Source organism: Levilinea saccharolytica, assembly GCF_001306035.1.
Taxonomy (GTDB): domain Bacteria; phylum Chloroflexota; class Anaerolineae; order Anaerolineales; family Anaerolineaceae; genus Levilinea; species Levilinea saccharolytica.
Genome location: NZ_LGCM01000031.1, coordinates 46,101 through 62,614, shown reverse-complemented (window position 1 = coordinate 62,614; position 16,514 = coordinate 46,101). Strand labels below are relative to the sequence as shown.

Sequence of the window (16,514 nt, the reverse complement as noted above, 5' to 3'; positions counted from 1 at the left end):
ACATCACGCGCCTGCGGAAGAGAGCATGGAGGATTACGGGAACTGAAATCAAGTGAGTGGCGACAGGCTGAGGATGGCCTGGCTCTTGTCCACTTGCTGACCGGGCTGAACCAGGACACGGGCAACCCGCGCGTCTTGGGCGGCTCGCAGCTGCATCTGCATTTTCATGGATTCAAGCACGGCCACGGTTTGGCCTTTTGTGACTGAATCGCCTTCCTGAACCAGGATGGAGACGATGAGACCGGGCATGGGGGCGGCAATTTGCGGGGCGGAGGCGGCGGGGCGCTTGCGCAGACGCTGGTGGAGAGCTTCGACGCGGGCCAGCAGGCGGCGGCTGCCGATGAGAAATTCGAGGGTCTCCGGCTCGGGCTGAGAGAGGTGCACTTCCACTGCCTGACGGCCGCGGCGTAAGAGGTGCAGACCGCTGGTGTTGAGCGGAGTCCAGTTGAGCTGCACGGGTTCCCCATTGACAAAGGCTTGCGAGCCGTTGAAGCGGACGTTGTATTCGCGATCGTTGATGGTGACGCTGTAGAGTGACATAATTACCTCCAGGGATCCAAAAAACAAAAAAACTCAGATGCGGCTCATTTGTTCCTGCCAGGCGGCCAACTGCCAGCGGGAAGGGCCTACGGCGGCTGTGGACGCACCTGCGGCGAGGGGGGCGCGGGCACGGTGGGCTACGAGGGCGGCGGCCAGGGCCAGTTCGCGTTCCAGGGTGGGTTCGGGTTCGGCGGGGGCGGGCTGGAAGCTGTCCAGATAGGTGGTGGTGACGCGCCCTTCCTGAAAAGCGGGGCTGTCTAAGATCTGCAGAATCCACCCGGCGGAGGTGGGCAAGCCGCCGATTTGCAGCTCACCCAGGGCACGGCGCAGGCGGCGGATGGCCGAAGGACGGTCTGGCCCCCAGGCAATGACTTTGGCAAGGAGGGAGTCGTAATCTGCCGTGACCTGCATGCCCTGGAAGAGGGCGCTGTCCACGCGAACGCCGGGACCTCCCGGCTCTTTCAGATAGGTGATTTCGCCCACGGCGGGCAGGAAATCCAGGGCGGGGTCTTCGGCCAGAATTCGGGCTTCGATGGCACAGCCGCGCTGCTCGAAGGCATCCAGGGCTGGCGGGCGGCCCAGGTTCAGGGCCAGGAGAAGCTGCGCCTGCACCAGATCCACGCCGGTGACCATCTCGGTGACGGGGTGCTCGACCTGGATACGCGGGTTAACTTCGATGAAGTGGAAGTGACCGTGGGGATCCAGCAGGAACTCCACCGTTCCCAGGCCGCGGTATTGCAGGTGACAGCCGAGGCGCATGGCCGCGGTGTGGATTTGTTCCAGCATGACGGGGGTCAGGCCGGGAGCGGGGGCTTCTTCGATCAGCTTTTGGCGGCGGCGTTGGATGGAACATTCGCGTTCGCCCAGCACAGTGACGCAGCCGCTGCCCTCGCCAAGAATCTGCACTTCAATGTGGCGGGCCTGCTGAACCATCGATTCCAGATAAACGGTGTCGTCGCCAAAGGCCGAAAGGGCTTCCTGACGGGCGGCAGCGATCATGGGTTCCAGCTCTTCGGGGGAGCGCACCAGGCGGATGCCGCGGCCACCGCCGCCCGCGGCGGCTTTGACCAGCACGGGGTAGGCCACCTGAGCGGCCATGTGCAGGGGAACCTGGGGGGGCAGGGGGCGGTCGGAGCCGGGGAGGATGGGCAGCCCTGCAGCCTGGGCAGCCTGGCGCGAGGCAAGCTTGTCGCCCATGAGGGCGATGGTCTGAGGGCGGGGGCCGATGAAGATCATGCCAGCATCTTCAACGGCCTGGGCAAAGGCGGCGTTCTCGGCCAGGAAACCGTAGCCTGGGTGTACGGCCGCGGCATGGGCGGCGCGGGCTGCGGCCATCACCGCGGGGATGGAGAGGTAATTTTGGCGGTCGCCCAGAGGCACGACTTCATCCGCGTAGCGCAGATGCAGGGCGTTTTGATCCACATCCGTGTAGACCGCAACAGACGGCAGGCCCAGCTCCCGGCAGGCGCGGAAGATGCGCACGGCAATCTCTCCCCGGTTGGCTACCAACACTTTTGGCTGAAGATGGGTCATGAGTTCAATCCTTGATCAATAAGATAGAAAAAGTATAATAAAAATCTCTAGCACGCTCAAAAGACCTGGATGGGAACGTTCTACAAGGGGATATTGCCGTGTTTGCGTGCGGGAGCGGGCTGTCTTTTTTCGCGCAGGGAGTCCAGCCCGGTGATGAGACGCTGGCGGGTTTCGGCGGGCTGGAGGATGTCATCCAGATAGCCGCGCGAGGCTGCCACAAAGGGATTGGCCAACTCCTGGCGGTACTGCTGGGTCAGCTCAGAGCGGCGGGCGGCTGGGTCGGAGGAGGCTTCAATCTCTTTGCGGAAGACGATGTTGACCGCGCCCTCCGGCCCCATGACGGCGATTTCCGCGTTGGGCCAGGCCAGGTTCAGGTCCCCACCGAGATGTTTGGAGCTCATCACGATGTAGGCGCCGCCGTAGGCTTTGCGTAAAATGACCGACAGCTTGGGGACGGTGGCTTCAGCATAGGCAAAGATCATTTTTGCGCCGTGGCGGATGATGCCGTTGTGTTCCTGGTCGGCCCCTGGGAGAAAGCCGGGGGTGTCCACCAGCGTGAGCAGGGGGATGTGGAAGGCGTCGCAGAAGCGAATGAAGCGGGCGGCCTTGTCGGATGCATCAATATCCAGCACGCCCGCCAAAAAGTCGGGCTGGTTGGCGATGACGCCCACCACGCTGCCGTTCAGGCGGCCCAGGCCGATGACGATGTTGCGGGCGTATTCCGGCTGAACTTCCAGAAAGACGCCGTCATCCAGCAGCACTTCCAGGACGCGGTGAATATCGTAGGGGCGTTGGGGATCGGCGGGGACGATTTCAGCCAGTTCTGGCGTGGCTCGCTCGGCCGGGTCCTGGGTGGGGATAGGGGCAGGCAAAGAGAGGTTGTTGGAAGGCAGGTAAGAAAGCAGCCAGCGCAGGGTCTGAAAGAGGCTGTCTTCATCGGGGGCAGTGAAGTGCGCCACGCCGCTGCGGGTGCTGTGGACGGCGGCGCCGCCCAGATCTTCAGGGGTGATGTCTTGGTGGGTGACTGCGCGGATGACCTCCGGGCCTGTGATGAACATGTTGGCGGTGTTTTCCACCATAAAGACAAAATCGGTGATGGCAGGTGAATAGACCGCGCCGCCCGCGCAGGGGCCGAGGATCACTGAGATTTGCGGGATGACGCCGGAGGCGCGTACATTGCGGAAGAAAATTTCACCGTACCCGGCCAGCGAGGCGACGCCTTCCTGAATGCGGGCACCGCCGGAATCGTTGATGCCGATCAGGGGGGCGCCGTTTTGGAAGGCCAGGTCCTGCAGGCGGGCGATTTTTTGCGCGTGGGCTTCGCCCACCGACCCTCCCAGGACGGTGAAATCCTGGGCGAACACATACACCGGGCGGCCGTCGATCTTGCCGCTGCCGGTGACGACACCGTCACCCAGGGGGTGAGACTGCTCCATGCCCAGACCCACAGCGCGGTGGGTGACGAACATGCCGGTTTCCACAAAAGTCCCCGGATCGAGCAAGGTTTCGATCCGCTCCCGCGCGGTCAGCTTTCCTTTAGCGTGCTGGGCAGCGGTGCGTTGGGGGCCGCCGCCCTGGGCGGCTTCGCGGCGAAGTTGCTGCAGGCGTTCAAACGCAGAATGGCTCATACACAGGTTCCCGTTTCGAGCGAATTTTTTACAGACGGCGCTGCGGCAGAAGGTAGGCGGGGATGGGATCAGCGCAATGTTCTACAAGCAAGAAACCCCAGCCGTGCGGGAGAGTTACGCGGGTTGTGGGAATTTTTGAGAAGGGGGATGGATAACGGCGGTGCGGGTGAAGATTGTTATCTTGTTGGTTTGCGGGGGTTTTGCTATGATTGCCTCTTGCAGGGGGGCTGATGAGACGGATAAGGAGCGGGCATGAAGATTCTGGTTACGGGCGGGAGCGGTTTTATTGGGAAACATTTGGTCGCACGCCTGGCGCGCACAGACCACACCGTGCGCTGCCTGGTGCGCAGCCCAGAGCGGGGGGCGCGCCTGACGGGCTTTGGGGTGGAACTGGCGCTGGGGGATGTGACCCAGCCGGAAACCCTGACCGAAGCCCTGCGGGGGATGGACTGCGTGATCCATTTGGCTAATGTGTATACCATGTGGACGCCAAAACCGGAAGAAATGTGGAAAGTGAACGTGGAGGGGACGCGCAACCTGATGGATGCCGCGGCACAAGCCGGGGTGAGTAAGGTGGTGTACGTCAGCACGGTGGCGGTCTATGGGCAGCCGAAAGAAAAGCCGTTCCATGAAGACAGCACCCCCGGGCCGAAGTTTTTCAGCACCTACGCGCGGACGAAAGCGGAAGGTGACCGGATCGCCTGGGAGTATTACCACCAACGCGGGTTGCCGCTGACGGTGCTGTACCCGGGGATTGTGTTGGGAGCGGGGGACGACAAGGCCAGCGGGGAGTATATTATGGACGTGATCCGCCGCCGGGTTCCCAGCACCATTTACCACCATTCCTACGCAACCTATGTGTATGTGGGGGATGTGGTGGAAGCCGTTTTACGGGCGGCAGAGACGCCAGCCAGCGTGGGGCGCAAGTATTTAATCGGTAAGACGATCTTGAACGGTAAAGATTATGCGGCCATGATCGGCGCGGCGGCGGATGTGCGTCTGCCGCTGATCCCTTTTCCCGATTTTGTGGTGACGGCGGCAGCCTATTTACAAACCTGGGCGGCGGCGGTGACGCATCAGCCCCCGCATTGGGGATTATCCATTGACGCGGCCAAGACCCTGAAAAACGGCTTTGCCTTTGACGGCAGCCGCGCGGAAAGGGAATTGGGGCTGCGCTACACACCCATTCGTCAGGCGTTGGCTGAGGCAGTGACGTGGTACCGCGAACGCTGGGCAGCCGGAAAATAAAGCAAACAGGGCAGGCCGCCGGCCTGCCCTGATGTTTTACAGCGCAGTGCGCTCTTTTGGATCGAATTTAGTCTTCTTTGCGGCGCTGGATGGCTTTCATGATTTCCAGACTGAAGAACACCACCGTGCTGGAGACCAGGCTGATGATCAACTGGCTGGGGGTCAGAGCTATGGTCTGGAAGATATCCTGGAAGAAGGGCAGATAGATCACCATCATTTGCAGTACAAAGGTCAACAGGACCGCGCCGAGGAGGGGTTTATTGCTGAGCAGACCCACCTGGAAGAGAGAGTCCCGTTCGGTGCGGATGGCCAGCACATGTCCCATCTGCGCCAGGGTGAGGGTGGTGAAGACCATGGTCTGCCAGGCAGCAACTTCCTGCTTGAAGAAGATGTAGCCCATCGCCAAAGAGACCAGACCCATGAGCAAACCGACCCACAGGATTTCGCGGGCCATGCCGCGGCCGAAGATGTTTTCCTGGGGATGGTGCGGTTTACGCTTCATCGTGTTGCGCTCAGTGGGCTCCACGGTGAGCGCCAGACCCGGCAGGCCGTCCGTGACCAGGTTGATCCACAAGATTTGCAGTGGGGTGAGGGGCATGGGCATGCCTAAGAAGGGGGCGACGAGCATAACCCAGATTTCACCGGCATTGGAGGTCATGGTGTAACGGATGAACTTGCGGATGTTGTCGTAGATACGGCGGCCTTCTTCGACGGCCGCCACGATGGTGGCAAAGTTGTCATCCAGCAAGATCATATCTGAGGCTTCTTTAGACACATCGGTGCCGGTGATGCCCATCGCTACGCCGATATCGGCGCGCTTGAGGGCGGGGGCGTCGTTGACACCGTCGCCGGTCATGGCCACGATGTGGCCTTTGAATTGGAGGGCCTGGACGATTTTCAGCTTGTGCTCAGGTGACACACGCGCGTACACGGAGATGTCATCCACCTGTGCTCTCAGTTCCTCATCGCTCATGACGGCCAATTCTTGCCCGGTGACCACGCGGTGTTGGGTGGCGATGCCCAATTCTTTGGCGATGGACAGAGCGGTGAGGGGGTGGTCGCCAGTGATCATGATGGGGCGAATTCCGGCGCCTTTCGCCACGGCCACGGCATCTTTCACTTCCGGGCGGGCGGGGTCAATCATGCCAGTCATGCCGATGAAGATCAGGTCTTTTTCAACGCCTTCGGCGCTGACATCCGTGGGCACCTGAGCGTCCATATGCACCGCTACGCCGAGAACGCGCATGCCTTTTTGGGCCATCGCGTTATTGGCGGCCTGCACACGCTCTTTCCAGTGATCGTTGAGCTGCTCAATGCGTCCGTCCACCCACACGCGTGAAGACACTTCCAAAAGGCCGTCCACGGCGCCTTTGGTGACGGTGAGTACGGCTTCGGATTGGGCGGCAAGAGCGCGGGCGTTCCATAGGGGCTGCAAAGCCTCAGGAAGCTGGCTGATTTGGAAGCGGTGGAGGGTGGTCATGCGCTTGCGGTCGCTGTCGAAGGGGACTTCAGCGGCGCGGGGCATGACTGCTTCCAAATCAGGCTTGCGCAGGCCCACGCGGGCAGCGGCGATGACCAGGGCGCCTTCGGTGGGGTCGCCAATCGCCGACAAATCCCCGGCCTGAGTATCTTCTTCTAAAATGGCGTCATTGCACAGGGTGCCTCCGGTGAGGAGGAGGGCCACCGCAGAGTTCTCCTGCACCAGGGGCGCCGGGCTGGCTTTGGTATCCATGTGGGGGGTGAAGGATTTGACCTGTTCGACAAAATCCATCTGGTTACCGGCCACATCCAAAACGGTGACGGTCATGCGGTTTTCGGTGAGGGTTCCGGTTTTATCGGAGCAGATGACCGTGACGGAGCCGAGGGTTTCCACCGCGGGGAGTTTGCGGATGAGGGCATGGCGCGAGAGCATGCGCTGGGCGCCCAGGGCCAGGGCAATCGTGACCACGGCAGGCAGCCCTTCGGGAACTGCGGCCACAGCCATGCTGATGGCGGTCTGGAACATCAGGCGCAGGGGTTCACCGCGCAGCAAGCCCAAGATGAAGACAACAAAGACGATGGCCAGGGCGGCAATGGCCAGCCCACGGCCGAGCTGTTCCAGACGGCGCTGCAAGGGGGTTTGCTCCTGGCCAACATTCTGGATCATTTCGGCGATGCGGCCCAATTCGGTGTGCATGCCGGTGGAGGTGACCACGGCTGTGCCGCGTCCGTAGGTGGCCACGGTTCCCATGTAGAGCATGTTGCGGCGGTCGCCAAGGGCCAGATTTTCTCCCTTGAGAGGATCAGTGTGTTTTTCGACTGCTTCCGATTCGCCGGTGAGCACCGCCTCCTGCACTCGCAGGTTGACCGATTCGATCACGCGGCTGTCGGCGGGGATAGAGCTGCCAGCTTCCAGGAGGATGACATCGCCGGGGACCAGATCGCGAGCGGAAATCTCCTGAACATGGCCGCTGCGGCGGACGCGCACGTGAGGGACGGCCATTTTCTTCAAGGCGGCCATGGCCTGTTCGGCGCGGTATTCCTGGGTAAAGCCGAGGATGGAATTGAGAATGACGATGATCAAGATCACAACGGCGTCTTTGTATTCGCCCAGGAGGGCTGAAATGACGGCAGAGACGATCAGGATAATGACCATGACCCCAGAGAGCTGCTCTAGGAGGATTTTCCAGGGGCTTTTCGTGCCGCGGTCGATTAACTCATTGGGGCCATACTGGGCCTGCCTGTGCTGAACCTCATCGGCAGACAAGCCTTGCTGTGTGTTGACTTCCATGGTCTGCTCAAATTTGGGCAGATCCATTTCATGCCACTGCTGCGCGCCATTCTCTTTCATATGTCCGTCCTTTTTATCAGATGTCGGTTATTTGTGGCAGGCGGTAGTGAAAAAAAGACCACCACAAATGAACTGTGGTGGTCTTGCAAAACGCGATTCTGACGCGTTCAAACTGCCGGGAACTTTGGGTTCCGTCATGACGACAGTTTGCCCTGAGAAAGGTGCTACTCCCCATCCGCCAAAAAGTGTAACCCGAATGGTGAGTGGTGTCAAGTCGTTGGTTTCTGAGAAAGAACTAATATTCTTCTTCTTCCTCGTCCAACCAGATGTCTTCATCATCTTCTTCTTCATCTTCCAGCTCTTCCCATTCTTCCAGCTCTTCTTCATCCTCCCAGTTTTCATCGGTGGGGACTTCGGAGGTGGGGGAATAGGTCTGACAGCCGTCATCAGGGTTCACTTCTACGGCAGCAGCACTGCAAAAACCATCATCCAGAAAAGCGCAGTCAATATAGTGACATCGAATTCGGGGCATTCAACTTCCCTCCTGATTAGGATTGAGCCTGATCGGCGAACAGGCGGTAGATAGTGAGCGCAAACAGCAAGGTAATGATTACAGCGGACACAACACAAAACGGGCAGATAGCTTTGAGAACTGCAATTTCTATATAGGTCAGATAAGCAGAATACAGCACGCCAAAAAGGGTAGCGGCAAAGGTGAGATATCGCCAGAAGAAGGCACGCTGCTCCAGCAGGACAAGAACGATGAGGGCAGCATAGGCGGCAGCCCCCAGCAAGGCGATGGGGATGCCGAGGATTTCGGAATAGGTGCTTTGATTGACCGACCAGCAGTCCCCAATGCCCTCCAGACACATCTGGCGGTTTGCGGTGAGCTTGGCGATGGTCAGATAAACCGAATCGAGCAGCCCGATGACCGCAAGAATGATAAACCAGGTGCGCGTGGAAGAAGGGTTCATCGTCCTCCTAAGATAAATCCGCGTTTAACCACCAGGCGGTGGCCTGCGCCTGAGCAGGAAGCGATTTTACCCCAGAGGGGACAATCAGTAAAGCGTTTGCGCGCACCAAAGACAGCAGGTTGCCGGAACCTTGATGTTCAGCCAGGCGGGCATGCCAGGCGCCGTCTTGCCAGGTGACCAGAGCGCGGGCGTAGGTCTCACGGCCGTCTGATTCGATCGTCTCGGACAGGGTCACCGTCACCTGAGGGCGGGACTCCGCCGGTAAGCCTAGCAGGGTATGCAGCACGGGGACAACGAACACCTGGAAGGTGGCGAAGGCGGAGACGGGGTTACCAGGCAGACCGATGACGGGAATTTGTTGGTAGGAGCCAAAAGCCAACGGCTTGCCGGGGCGCATGTTTACTCGCCAGAGGGTGAGCTGGCCGTCCGTTTCAATGCAGTCGCGCACATAGTCAAAGGCGCCGACAGAGACCCCAGCCGAGGTGATGAGCAAGTCAGGGGACTGTTCGAGGGCGCGGGCGAACATCTCGCGGATGGCTTGGGGTTGGTCGGGCACGGTACTTTGAAAGCAGACCTTCCCGCCGAACTGGCGCACGAGGGCGCCGAGCATGACGCTGTTGGAATTGTGAATTTTCCCGGGAGGGAGGGGAAGACCAGGTTCCACCAGCTCGTCGCCGGTGGAGAGCAGGGCCACGCGGGGGCGGCGCACCACCTTGAGGGTGGTGAAGCCGAAGGAGGCCAGCAAGCCCAGGTCTTGGGCGCGAAGGCGGCGGCCTGCGGGCAAAACTGCCTGACCGGTGCGGATATCTTGCCCCAGGGGGCGAATGAAATCCCCGGGCTGGACGGATTGGCGAGCAGTGATGGAATGCGGGAAAGCCTGGTTGGGGTCAAAGACGGGCTGGTCGGTGTACTCGATAGGGATGACTGCATCTGCGCCTTCGGGCAGCATGGCGCCGGTCATGATGCGGGCGGCCTGACCTGGGTAGAGCTTCAGCTCAGGGGTTAGACCTGCGGGGATGTCGCCGATGACGGTGAGGGTTTGCGGTGCAGGATGAGTGTCGGCTGCACGCACGGCGTAGCCGTCCATCCCGGAATTGGTGAAGGGGGGAAGGTCGAGGGGGGCTGATACGCCTTCGGCCAGAACTCGGCCCAGGGCGCGTGCAAGAGAGACATTTTCCGCGGGGAGGCGGTTGAAAGCGCTTAACAACTGCCCCAGAGCGTCTTTCACAGAAGTGAGTTCAGGCAACACTTTCTCCAAGTGAAGAAGTTTTGGCGCGCTGATTATACTTCAAATTAACCAGCGTGAACCCGATGGGCTTCCAGAACGTTGGGCAAATTTTCGATGCGGGCGAGGATGCGGCTGAGCTGGGTGATGTCGCCGACTTCCACCGAAAGGTAGATAGAAGCCAGGTTGTCGGTGACCTTAAGGTTGATGCCGACCAAGTTGATATTTTCATTGGTGAGGATGTGGTAGATATCACCCACCAGATCCTGCCGGTCGTAGGCTTTGATCTCCAGACGGATGGGGTAGGTGCGCTGATTTTCGCCCCAGGAGACTTTGACAATGCGTTCGCGGTCGGTGAGGCGTAAAATGTTGGGGCAATCGGAGCGGTGGATGGTGGCGCCGCGTCCGCGGGTGATATAACCCACGATCTCATCGCCAGGGACGGGGTTGCAGCAGCGAGCGAAGACCGTGAGTAAGCCTTTGAGACCCAAAACAGAAACCGCGCTGTGGCTGGTTTTTTGTTCGATGGGCAGGGACGGCTTGAGCAGAGGGTCAGGTGAATTCTTCTCCAGGTCGGTGAGCTTGGCGATAATGCGCCCTATGGAAAGGTCGCCGCAGCCCAAAGCCACGTAGAGATCTTCCACATTGTGGATATCCAGGCTGAAGGCTAGCTTTTCGAGGTCAACATTGTTTAGGCCCAGGCGGCGCAGTTCGCGATCCAACATGGCACGGCCCTGGGCGAGATTTTGCTCACGGTCCTGGCGTTTGAACCATTGGCGAATTTTGCCCTGGGCACGCGGGGTTTTGACCAAACCCAGGTTGGTGTTCAGCCAGTCGCGGCTGGGCCCGCCGTGTTTGGCGGTGAGGATTTCCACCTGGTCGCCGGTTTTTAGGCAGTAATCCAGGCTGACCAATTTGCCGTTGATTTTTGCGCCGCGGCAGCGGTTGCCAATTTCTGTATGCACCTGGTAGGCGAAATCAATGGGGGTCGAACCGGCGGGCAGGTCAATGATATCGCCGCGAGGGGTGAAGACATACACACGGTCTTCGAAGATGTCGGTGCGCATGCCGTCAATGAATTCCTGGGCGTCCTCAACATCTTTGTACCATTCCATCATCTGCCGCAGCCAGTTGATGCGCTGTTCGTAGGCCTGATCCGATTTGCTGCTGCGTTCTTTGTAGCGCCAGTGAGAGGCAATGCCAAATTCGGCATGCTGGTTCATCTCTGGGGTGCGGATTTGCACTTCCAGCGGTTTACCATCGTCATAAATGACAGCGGTATGCAGAGATTGGTAGTCGTTATCTTTGGGGGCGGCGATGTAATCGTCAAATTCCATCGGGATGGGACGCCATTGGCCGTGAATGATGCCGAGGGCGGCGTAACAATCCTGCTTTTCAGGGACAATGAGGCGTACACCGCGCAGGTCTCGAACCATATCAAAGGATTTGCCTTTGTCGAGCATTTTGCGGTAGATGGAATAGATGTGCTTGGGGCGCCCAGTGATTTCAGCCTTTATGCCGGATTGTTCCATTAAGGCTTTCAGGCGTTCTATGATTTTTTGCACCTGGGTTTCGCGTTCGGTGCGGCGCTCGGCCAGGTTCTCGACGATTTCTTTGTAACGGTCGGGGTTGGTGTAGCGAAAGCCGAGGTCTTCCAACTCCCATTTGATGCGCCAGATGCCCAGGCGGTTGGCCAGGGGGGCGTAGATATCCAGGGTTTCTTGGGCGATGCGGCTGCGGCGCGGTTCGGGGATGTAGCTGAGGGTGCGCATATTGTGCAGCCGATCCGCGAGCTTGATGATGACTACACGGATATCGTTGCCCATGGCCATAAAGGTTTTGCGCAGGTTTTCGTTGCGCGCGTCTTTTTCGCGCTGAAGTTCGCGGTCTTTTTTGGTAGTGCGGGGCGCTTCGCTGGCGGCGGCTGTTTGCGCGGGTTTGGCTCCATCACCATCTACCGGGATGGGTTCTTCATCCATCGAGACGGTGGGCAGCTTGCTGAGCTTGGTGACTCCGTCCACCAGCTGGGCAACCTCTTCGCCAAATTCGCGCTTGAGGTCTTCCAGGGTGACGGGCGTATCTTCGACCGTGTCATGCAGGAGAGCGGCAATGATCACCGGTGGGGGCAGGCGCAGCTCCACCAAAATTCCCGCAACGGCCAGGCAGTGCATGACATAGGGTTCACCGGAGGCGCGTTTTTGATTCTTGTGCGCGTTCTCTGCAAAGCGGTAAGCACGCGTGACCAAATCGCGGTCTACGATGGAGAAATTATCTGGCAGGTTTTCGATCAGCTCTTCAATTTTCATACATTGGCCGCGCCGCCGCTCCGCACTACCTGTTTGTACAACCTGGTAATTTCAGCACAAGTATAACCCCCGAAACTGCCTTCGCGCAAGTGCGTTGAGGCGGGGAAACTAAGGAGCCAAAAAGGTGGGGATGCTAATTGGAACGGCCGTTGAAACGCTGGTTGAGTTTTTCCAGGGTGATCTCTTTGAGGCTGGGAACAACCCAATGGGCGTGGCTGGTATCCAGGTGGCGGGTGAGGGGGTTGGGAACCGCCACCACATGACAACCGGCGGCAATCCCGGCGGTGATGCCGTTGGGGGAATCCTCAAAAACCACCGTGTCGGCGGGCTGAAGGCCCAGGCGTTGGCAGGCGGTGAGGTAGAGGGCGGGGTTGGGTTTTACCTGGGCCACGTCTTCACGGGTGCAGATGGTGTCAAAATAGTCGGTGAGGCCGAGACGGCCGAGATGACCGCCAACCCAGGCGCGGTCGGAACTGGAGGCGACGGCCATTTTAATCCCACTCTTGCGGCCGTGCTCTAAAAAGTCCGTGACGCCTGGAATGGGCGCGGACTGCAGAATGACTTCCAATGAAGCGGCGCGGTGGCGCTGTTCGACTTCGGTAATATTGATCTCGCGGCCGGTTAAGGTTTGCAGATAGGCGGCGGGATGAAAGGCGTCCAGCGATGCGCCGACGGCGCGCGCCCAAAGCTCCAAAGGCAGGCTTTGGCCAAATTCCTGAAAGATGCTGCACCATAAATCATATTCCGGGGTCTCGGTGTCTAAGATGAGGCCGTCGAAATCAAAGAGAAGCCCTTTAATGGTCACGTGTTCCTCCAAATGAAAGCGGAGCCGGTGGTGCTGGCTCCGCTGATTGCGAAAACCGCTTTATTGTACCAGAAGGCAGGCAGGTTATTTCAGCAGTTCCTGGCTGGCAAACTGGCGAGTGGGTTTGAGGAAGCTGAGAGTCTCCTGGTCGTTTTCGGTAAGCTGGTTTTGAACCAGGCGCAAGATCAATTCACCCAAACCTGGGCCAAGCATGTACCCCTGACCGCACATGCCCACGGCCAGCAGGAAGTTCTCTACCTCTTCGGCCCAACCCACGATAGGGAAACCGTCTGGGGTCATGGGATAGAGGCCGCGCCAGGTGCGGCGCACGCGCAGGTTCTTCAGGCGGGGCATGACTTCGACCATGCGGCGGGTGACCATCGGCAAGAATTCGCTGGTTTCTTCGGTGTCAAAGCCCCAAATGTTCGGGCTGGGGGTGATGCAGAAGAAAATCTGACCGGTGCGGTGCTGGTAGAAGTAGTAGTTGGAGGAACCGGGCATGGGGCGGATATCCACGATCATGGGCTTGAGGAAATCAGCCACGGCTTCGGTGACGGCGGATTCATGCGAATCGGGGTTGACAGGGACATCCACGCCCACCAATTGCGCCACAGGGCGCGCCCAGGCTCCAGCGGCATTGATGACCACGTCGGCTCCGTAGGTGCCCGTGGGGGTTTCAACTGCGACGATTTTTCCGCTGCGGGTGATCATTTTGGTGACCGGCTCATGGAAGTGGAAATCGGCTCCGGCTCGGCAGGCGTGTTCATAGAAGCGGTGGGCAGACAGCAGGGGTGAGGCGCTGCCGTCTTCAGGGGAGAAGGTGCCGCCCAGCAGCCCTTCGGGGTTGAGGTCGGGAACAATATCCAGGAGCTGTTGGGGGTCGTACCAATCTATGTTCAGGCCGTAGGATTTCTGGGTGACCAGCAGGTCTTGGAGAATTTTTTGCTCGCGTTCGCGGTAGGCCATGAACATGTAGCCGTTCTGAACCCACTCGATATCTTCGCCGTACCATTTCTCCCAGTTGGAGAAAATTTCCAGGCTGCGCAGGCAGAGACGAATTTTGGCCGGGTCGGAATGGGTGGCGCGGATGCCGCCAATGGCTTTTTTGTTGGAGCCTTGACCGACGGAAGCGCCCGGGTCTAAGACCAGCACTTTGTAACCCGCTTCCGCCAGGTACATGGCGCTGGGGGTTCCAACGGAACCCGCGCCGAGGATAATGACATCATAGTGCGGAATGGAGGTAGGTTGGGTCATGTGGATTTGTCCTCGGATGGGGATTCGCCTGCAAAGACGCCGATGGGAACTTCCATAAAGAGAGGGCGTTTGGTGTTATCCACCACTTCGCTGTTGGTGATGCCTTCTTCGCGGAAGAGGCGGTGGATGAGGGAGTTGCAGGTTTTGGAGCCGCAGGCGCCCATGCCCGCGCGGGTGACGGTTTTGATCTCGTTGATATCGCGCACGCCTTTACGGATCAGCTCGCGGATTTCGCCGACGGTGACGCGTTCGCAGCGGCAGATGATGGTGTCGTTGTGCAGCTCAGTGACGTATTCATCCAGCGGTTCTGTGACCTTCTGATCTTGAATGCGCAGACCGGCGATCTTTTTGGCGTATTCTTTGGGGGCCTGCACCTGCACGATGAGGGTGCGGTCACTGCGCTTGATTTGATGTACGCTGAGGACTTCGAGATCTCCAAGGGGATTGCCCTGGGTGTCGAGCACGGTAACGGAATCGCGCTGGCGGATGGAGTCACGGGTGAACTCGTAGGGGATGGAGACCAGGGGAAAATCGGCGTTCGAGCGGTAATCCACCAGGGTGATAGCCAGGCCCGGACAGCCCGCCACGCACTGTTCACAGAGTTGGCAGCAGTAGTTGTTGCCCAGAAATTCGGGGACTTTGCGAATATCGTGATCGTCCACGAAGATGAGACCGTTGGGGCAGAGCGCCGCGCAGGGGTTGCAAGGGATTTCCTGGGTGCAGTGGATGACCGGAACGACCCCGACGGAGGCTTCGGGCAGGTGCTCGGAGAAGGTTTCACCGGGTTTGGATTTGAGGATTTCACCGGTGCGGTACCATTCGGCGGGGACGGGCGGGGCTTTGCGGCCCAGCTGGAGGGCAATTTCGCGGCCTTTGATTTTGCCGGAGAACATGGCGGCGGAGGCTTCGGCGATCTCCTCGGCGTCGCCGCCCGCAAAGACGGGGATGCCGTACTGTTTGGCTTTGATAAAAAACTCATTGACCGGATCGAGGCCGACGGCGATGAGGAGGCTGTCGCAAGCGAAGGATTTTTCGGTGCCGGGGATGGGTTGGAATTTCTCATCCACCTGGGCAATGGTGACCGATTCGACGTAATCCTGGCCGTTGGCGCTGAGGACGGTGTGAGAGGTGTAGATGGGCACGCCCATGCGGACGAGCTTGTCTTTGTGCACTTTATAGCCGCCGCATTCGGGCAGAGCTTCTACCAGGCCGACGACGTTGATGTTGGCCTGCAGGGCGTGGTATCCGGCGATGAGGCCGACGTTGCCGCCGCCGACGATGAAGAGGTTTTCCGCTGGGCGCACCAGGTCGCGGTTGACCAGGGTTTGGAAAGCTCCCGCGCCGTACACACCGGGGAGGGTGTTGCCTTTGAAGGCCAGGAACTTCTCGCGTGCGCCGGTGGCTACCAGAATGACCTTTGGTTTGACCAGGACGTATTGGCTGCCGTTCCGCAGGACACCGACTTTTTGGTCGCTGAACACCGCCAGAGCGGTGGATTGCAGCCAGATTTGAACCGAGGGGTACTGCCGCAGATCGTTTTCGAGGCGGGTGGCGATGTCAATCCCGCGCGTGCCGGCATACACCGCAGAGGAAGAACCGAAGAAGCGGTGGGTTTGAAGCACCAGTTTACCGCCCAGACGGTGCTTGTCATCAATCAGCAGGGTGGGAATGCCGAGTTTGCCTAGTTCGCTGCCAGCGGAAAGGCCTGCCGGGCCGCCGCCCAGGATGAGGACATCGACCTCGATCTCTTCAATGGGCTGTACTTTCGGCGGCTGGGAAACTTTGGGCAGTTCGGGCAGTCCGTTGAGCGGTTCTACCTGCATGCCGGGCTGCACCAGTTCCATGCAGGATTTAACCGGCTTTTGATCAGCTAAGACCATGCATTGCGAGCATTGTCCGTTGGCGCAGAAAATGCCCTGAGGTGATCCGTCTTTGGGATGGTGGCCGAAGACGCGGATGCCGCTGGCAAAGAGGGCGGCGGAGATGGTTTCCCCCACAAAAGCGCGGATGGGTTGACCTTGCCAGAAAATTTGAATTTCCTCCCGTTCTGGAATGGGTAGAATGGGGTGCTGCTCGATTCGGAGTCCTGTCATGGATTTTCCCTTCGATCTCCTGCGGCTAGATGAATGTCCGATGGTCTTAACCCAAGAAACCAAAACAGCCTGAACGGGTGACGGGGATCAGGCGATGATTTCCACGATCCATTCTAGCAAAGCGAACCCGGGTTGAAT

General features: G+C 59.3%; 12 protein-coding genes. 1 reads left to right on the top strand and 11 read right to left on the bottom strand.

From position 1 onward, the window contains the following. Window positions 1–48: 48 nt before the first annotated feature. The 3 genes from ADN01_RS08500 to ADN01_RS08490 all read right to left on the bottom strand — a co-directional run bounded on the left by ADN01_RS08500 (window position 49) and on the right by ADN01_RS08490 (window position 3,701). Window positions 49–540 carry an acetyl-CoA carboxylase biotin carboxyl carrier protein subunit gene (locus ADN01_RS08500; protein ID WP_062418667.1) on the bottom strand — a complete coding sequence of 164 codons (492 nt, stop codon included), beginning with the start codon at window positions 538–540 and terminating at the stop codon, window positions 49–51. 33 nt (window positions 541–573) lie between these two features. Then, complete coding sequence (locus ADN01_RS08495) at window positions 574–2,073, bottom strand: acetyl-CoA carboxylase biotin carboxylase subunit (protein ID WP_075071071.1); 1,500 nt, start codon at window positions 2,071–2,073, stop codon at window positions 574–576. A gap of 80 nt (window positions 2,074–2,153) precedes the next feature. Further along, window positions 2,154–3,701 (bottom strand): acyl-CoA carboxylase subunit beta, encoded by a 1,548-nt coding sequence (locus ADN01_RS08490; RefSeq protein ID WP_062418666.1) that lies wholly within the window; start codon window positions 3,699–3,701, stop codon window positions 2,154–2,156. Between the two features lie 252 nt (window positions 3,702–3,953). Here ADN01_RS08490 and ADN01_RS08485 point away from each other — a divergent pair, with 252 nt between their 5' ends. Then, a complete protein-coding gene (locus tag ADN01_RS08485) occupies window positions 3,954–4,949 on the top strand; it encodes an NAD-dependent epimerase/dehydratase family protein (RefSeq protein WP_062418665.1) in 996 nt (331 codons plus the stop codon). 67 nt (window positions 4,950–5,016) lie between these two features. Here the strand turns inward: ADN01_RS08485 and ADN01_RS08480 are convergent, their stop codons facing one another. The 8 genes from ADN01_RS08480 to ADN01_RS08445 all read right to left on the bottom strand — a co-directional run bounded on the left by ADN01_RS08480 (window position 5,017) and on the right by ADN01_RS08445 (window position 16,376). Then, entirely contained in the window at window positions 5,017–7,779 is a 2,763-nt protein-coding gene (locus tag ADN01_RS08480; protein ID WP_062418664.1) for a cation-translocating P-type ATPase, read from the bottom strand. A gap of 235 nt (window positions 7,780–8,014) precedes the next feature. Further along, window positions 8,015–8,251, bottom strand: coding sequence for a hypothetical protein (locus ADN01_RS19250; protein ID WP_062418663.1), 237 nt, complete (start codon window positions 8,249–8,251; stop codon window positions 8,015–8,017). A 16-nt stretch (window positions 8,252–8,267) separates the two neighbouring features. Next, window positions 8,268–8,693, bottom strand: coding sequence for a vitamin K epoxide reductase family protein (locus ADN01_RS08470; RefSeq protein ID WP_062418662.1), 426 nt, complete (start codon window positions 8,691–8,693; stop codon window positions 8,268–8,270). 7 nt (window positions 8,694–8,700) lie between these two features. After that, a complete protein-coding gene (locus ADN01_RS08465; RefSeq protein ID WP_062418661.1) occupies window positions 8,701–9,939 on the bottom strand; it encodes a molybdopterin molybdotransferase MoeA in 1,239 nt (412 codons plus the stop codon). A gap of 47 nt (window positions 9,940–9,986) precedes the next feature. Beyond that, window positions 9,987–12,224 (bottom strand): RelA/SpoT family protein, encoded by a 2,238-nt coding sequence (locus ADN01_RS08460; RefSeq protein ID WP_062418660.1) that lies wholly within the window; start codon window positions 12,222–12,224, stop codon window positions 9,987–9,989. A 133-nt stretch (window positions 12,225–12,357) separates the two neighbouring features. Beyond that, window positions 12,358–13,029 carry an HAD family hydrolase gene (locus ADN01_RS08455; protein WP_062418659.1) on the bottom strand — a complete coding sequence of 224 codons (672 nt, stop codon included), beginning with the start codon at window positions 13,027–13,029 and terminating at the stop codon, window positions 12,358–12,360. 84 nt (window positions 13,030–13,113) lie between these two features. Beyond that, window positions 13,114–14,283: an NAD(P)/FAD-dependent oxidoreductase gene (locus tag ADN01_RS08450; RefSeq protein ID WP_062418658.1), complete on the bottom strand. Its 1,170-nt coding sequence runs from the start codon at window positions 14,281–14,283 to the stop codon at window positions 13,114–13,116. After that, window positions 14,280–16,376 carry an FAD-dependent oxidoreductase gene (locus ADN01_RS08445; protein ID WP_062418657.1) on the bottom strand — a complete coding sequence of 699 codons (2,097 nt, stop codon included), beginning with the start codon at window positions 16,374–16,376 and terminating at the stop codon, window positions 14,280–14,282. Before ADN01_RS08445 ends, ADN01_RS08450 begins: the two co-directional genes overlap by 4 nt. Window positions 16,377–16,514 lie beyond the last annotated feature (138 nt).

Excerpts from the sequence above, each read along its gene's own strand:
- ADN01_RS08500 (WP_062418667.1), bottom strand. The coding sequence starts at position 540 with ATGTCACTCTACAGCGTCACCATCAACGATCGCGAATACAACGTCCGC.
- ADN01_RS08495 (WP_075071071.1), bottom strand. The coding sequence starts at position 2,073 with ATGACCCATCTTCAGCCAAAAGTGTTGGTAGCCAACCGGGGAGAGATT.
- ADN01_RS08490 (WP_062418666.1), bottom strand. The coding sequence starts at position 3,701 with ATGAGCCATTCTGCGTTTGAACGCCTGCAGCAACTTCGCCGCGAAGCC.
- ADN01_RS08485 (WP_062418665.1), top strand. The coding sequence starts at position 3,954 with ATGAAGATTCTGGTTACGGGCGGGAGCGGTTTTATTGGGAAACATTTG.
- ADN01_RS08480 (WP_062418664.1), bottom strand. The coding sequence starts at position 7,779 with ATGAAAGAGAATGGCGCGCAGCAGTGGCATGAAATGGATCTGCCCAAA.
- ADN01_RS19250 (WP_062418663.1), bottom strand. The coding sequence starts at position 8,251 with ATGCCCCGAATTCGATGTCACTATATTGACTGCGCTTTTCTGGATGAT.
- ADN01_RS08470 (WP_062418662.1), bottom strand. The coding sequence starts at position 8,693 with ATGAACCCTTCTTCCACGCGCACCTGGTTTATCATTCTTGCGGTCATC.
- ADN01_RS08460 (WP_062418660.1), bottom strand. The coding sequence starts at position 12,224 with ATGAAAATTGAAGAGCTGATCGAAAACCTGCCAGATAATTTCTCCATC.
- ADN01_RS08450 (WP_062418658.1), bottom strand. The coding sequence starts at position 14,283 with ATGACCCAACCTACCTCCATTCCGCACTATGATGTCATTATCCTCGGC.
- ADN01_RS08445 (WP_062418657.1), bottom strand. The coding sequence starts at position 16,376 with ATGACAGGACTCCGAATCGAGCAGCACCCCATTCTACCCATTCCAGAA.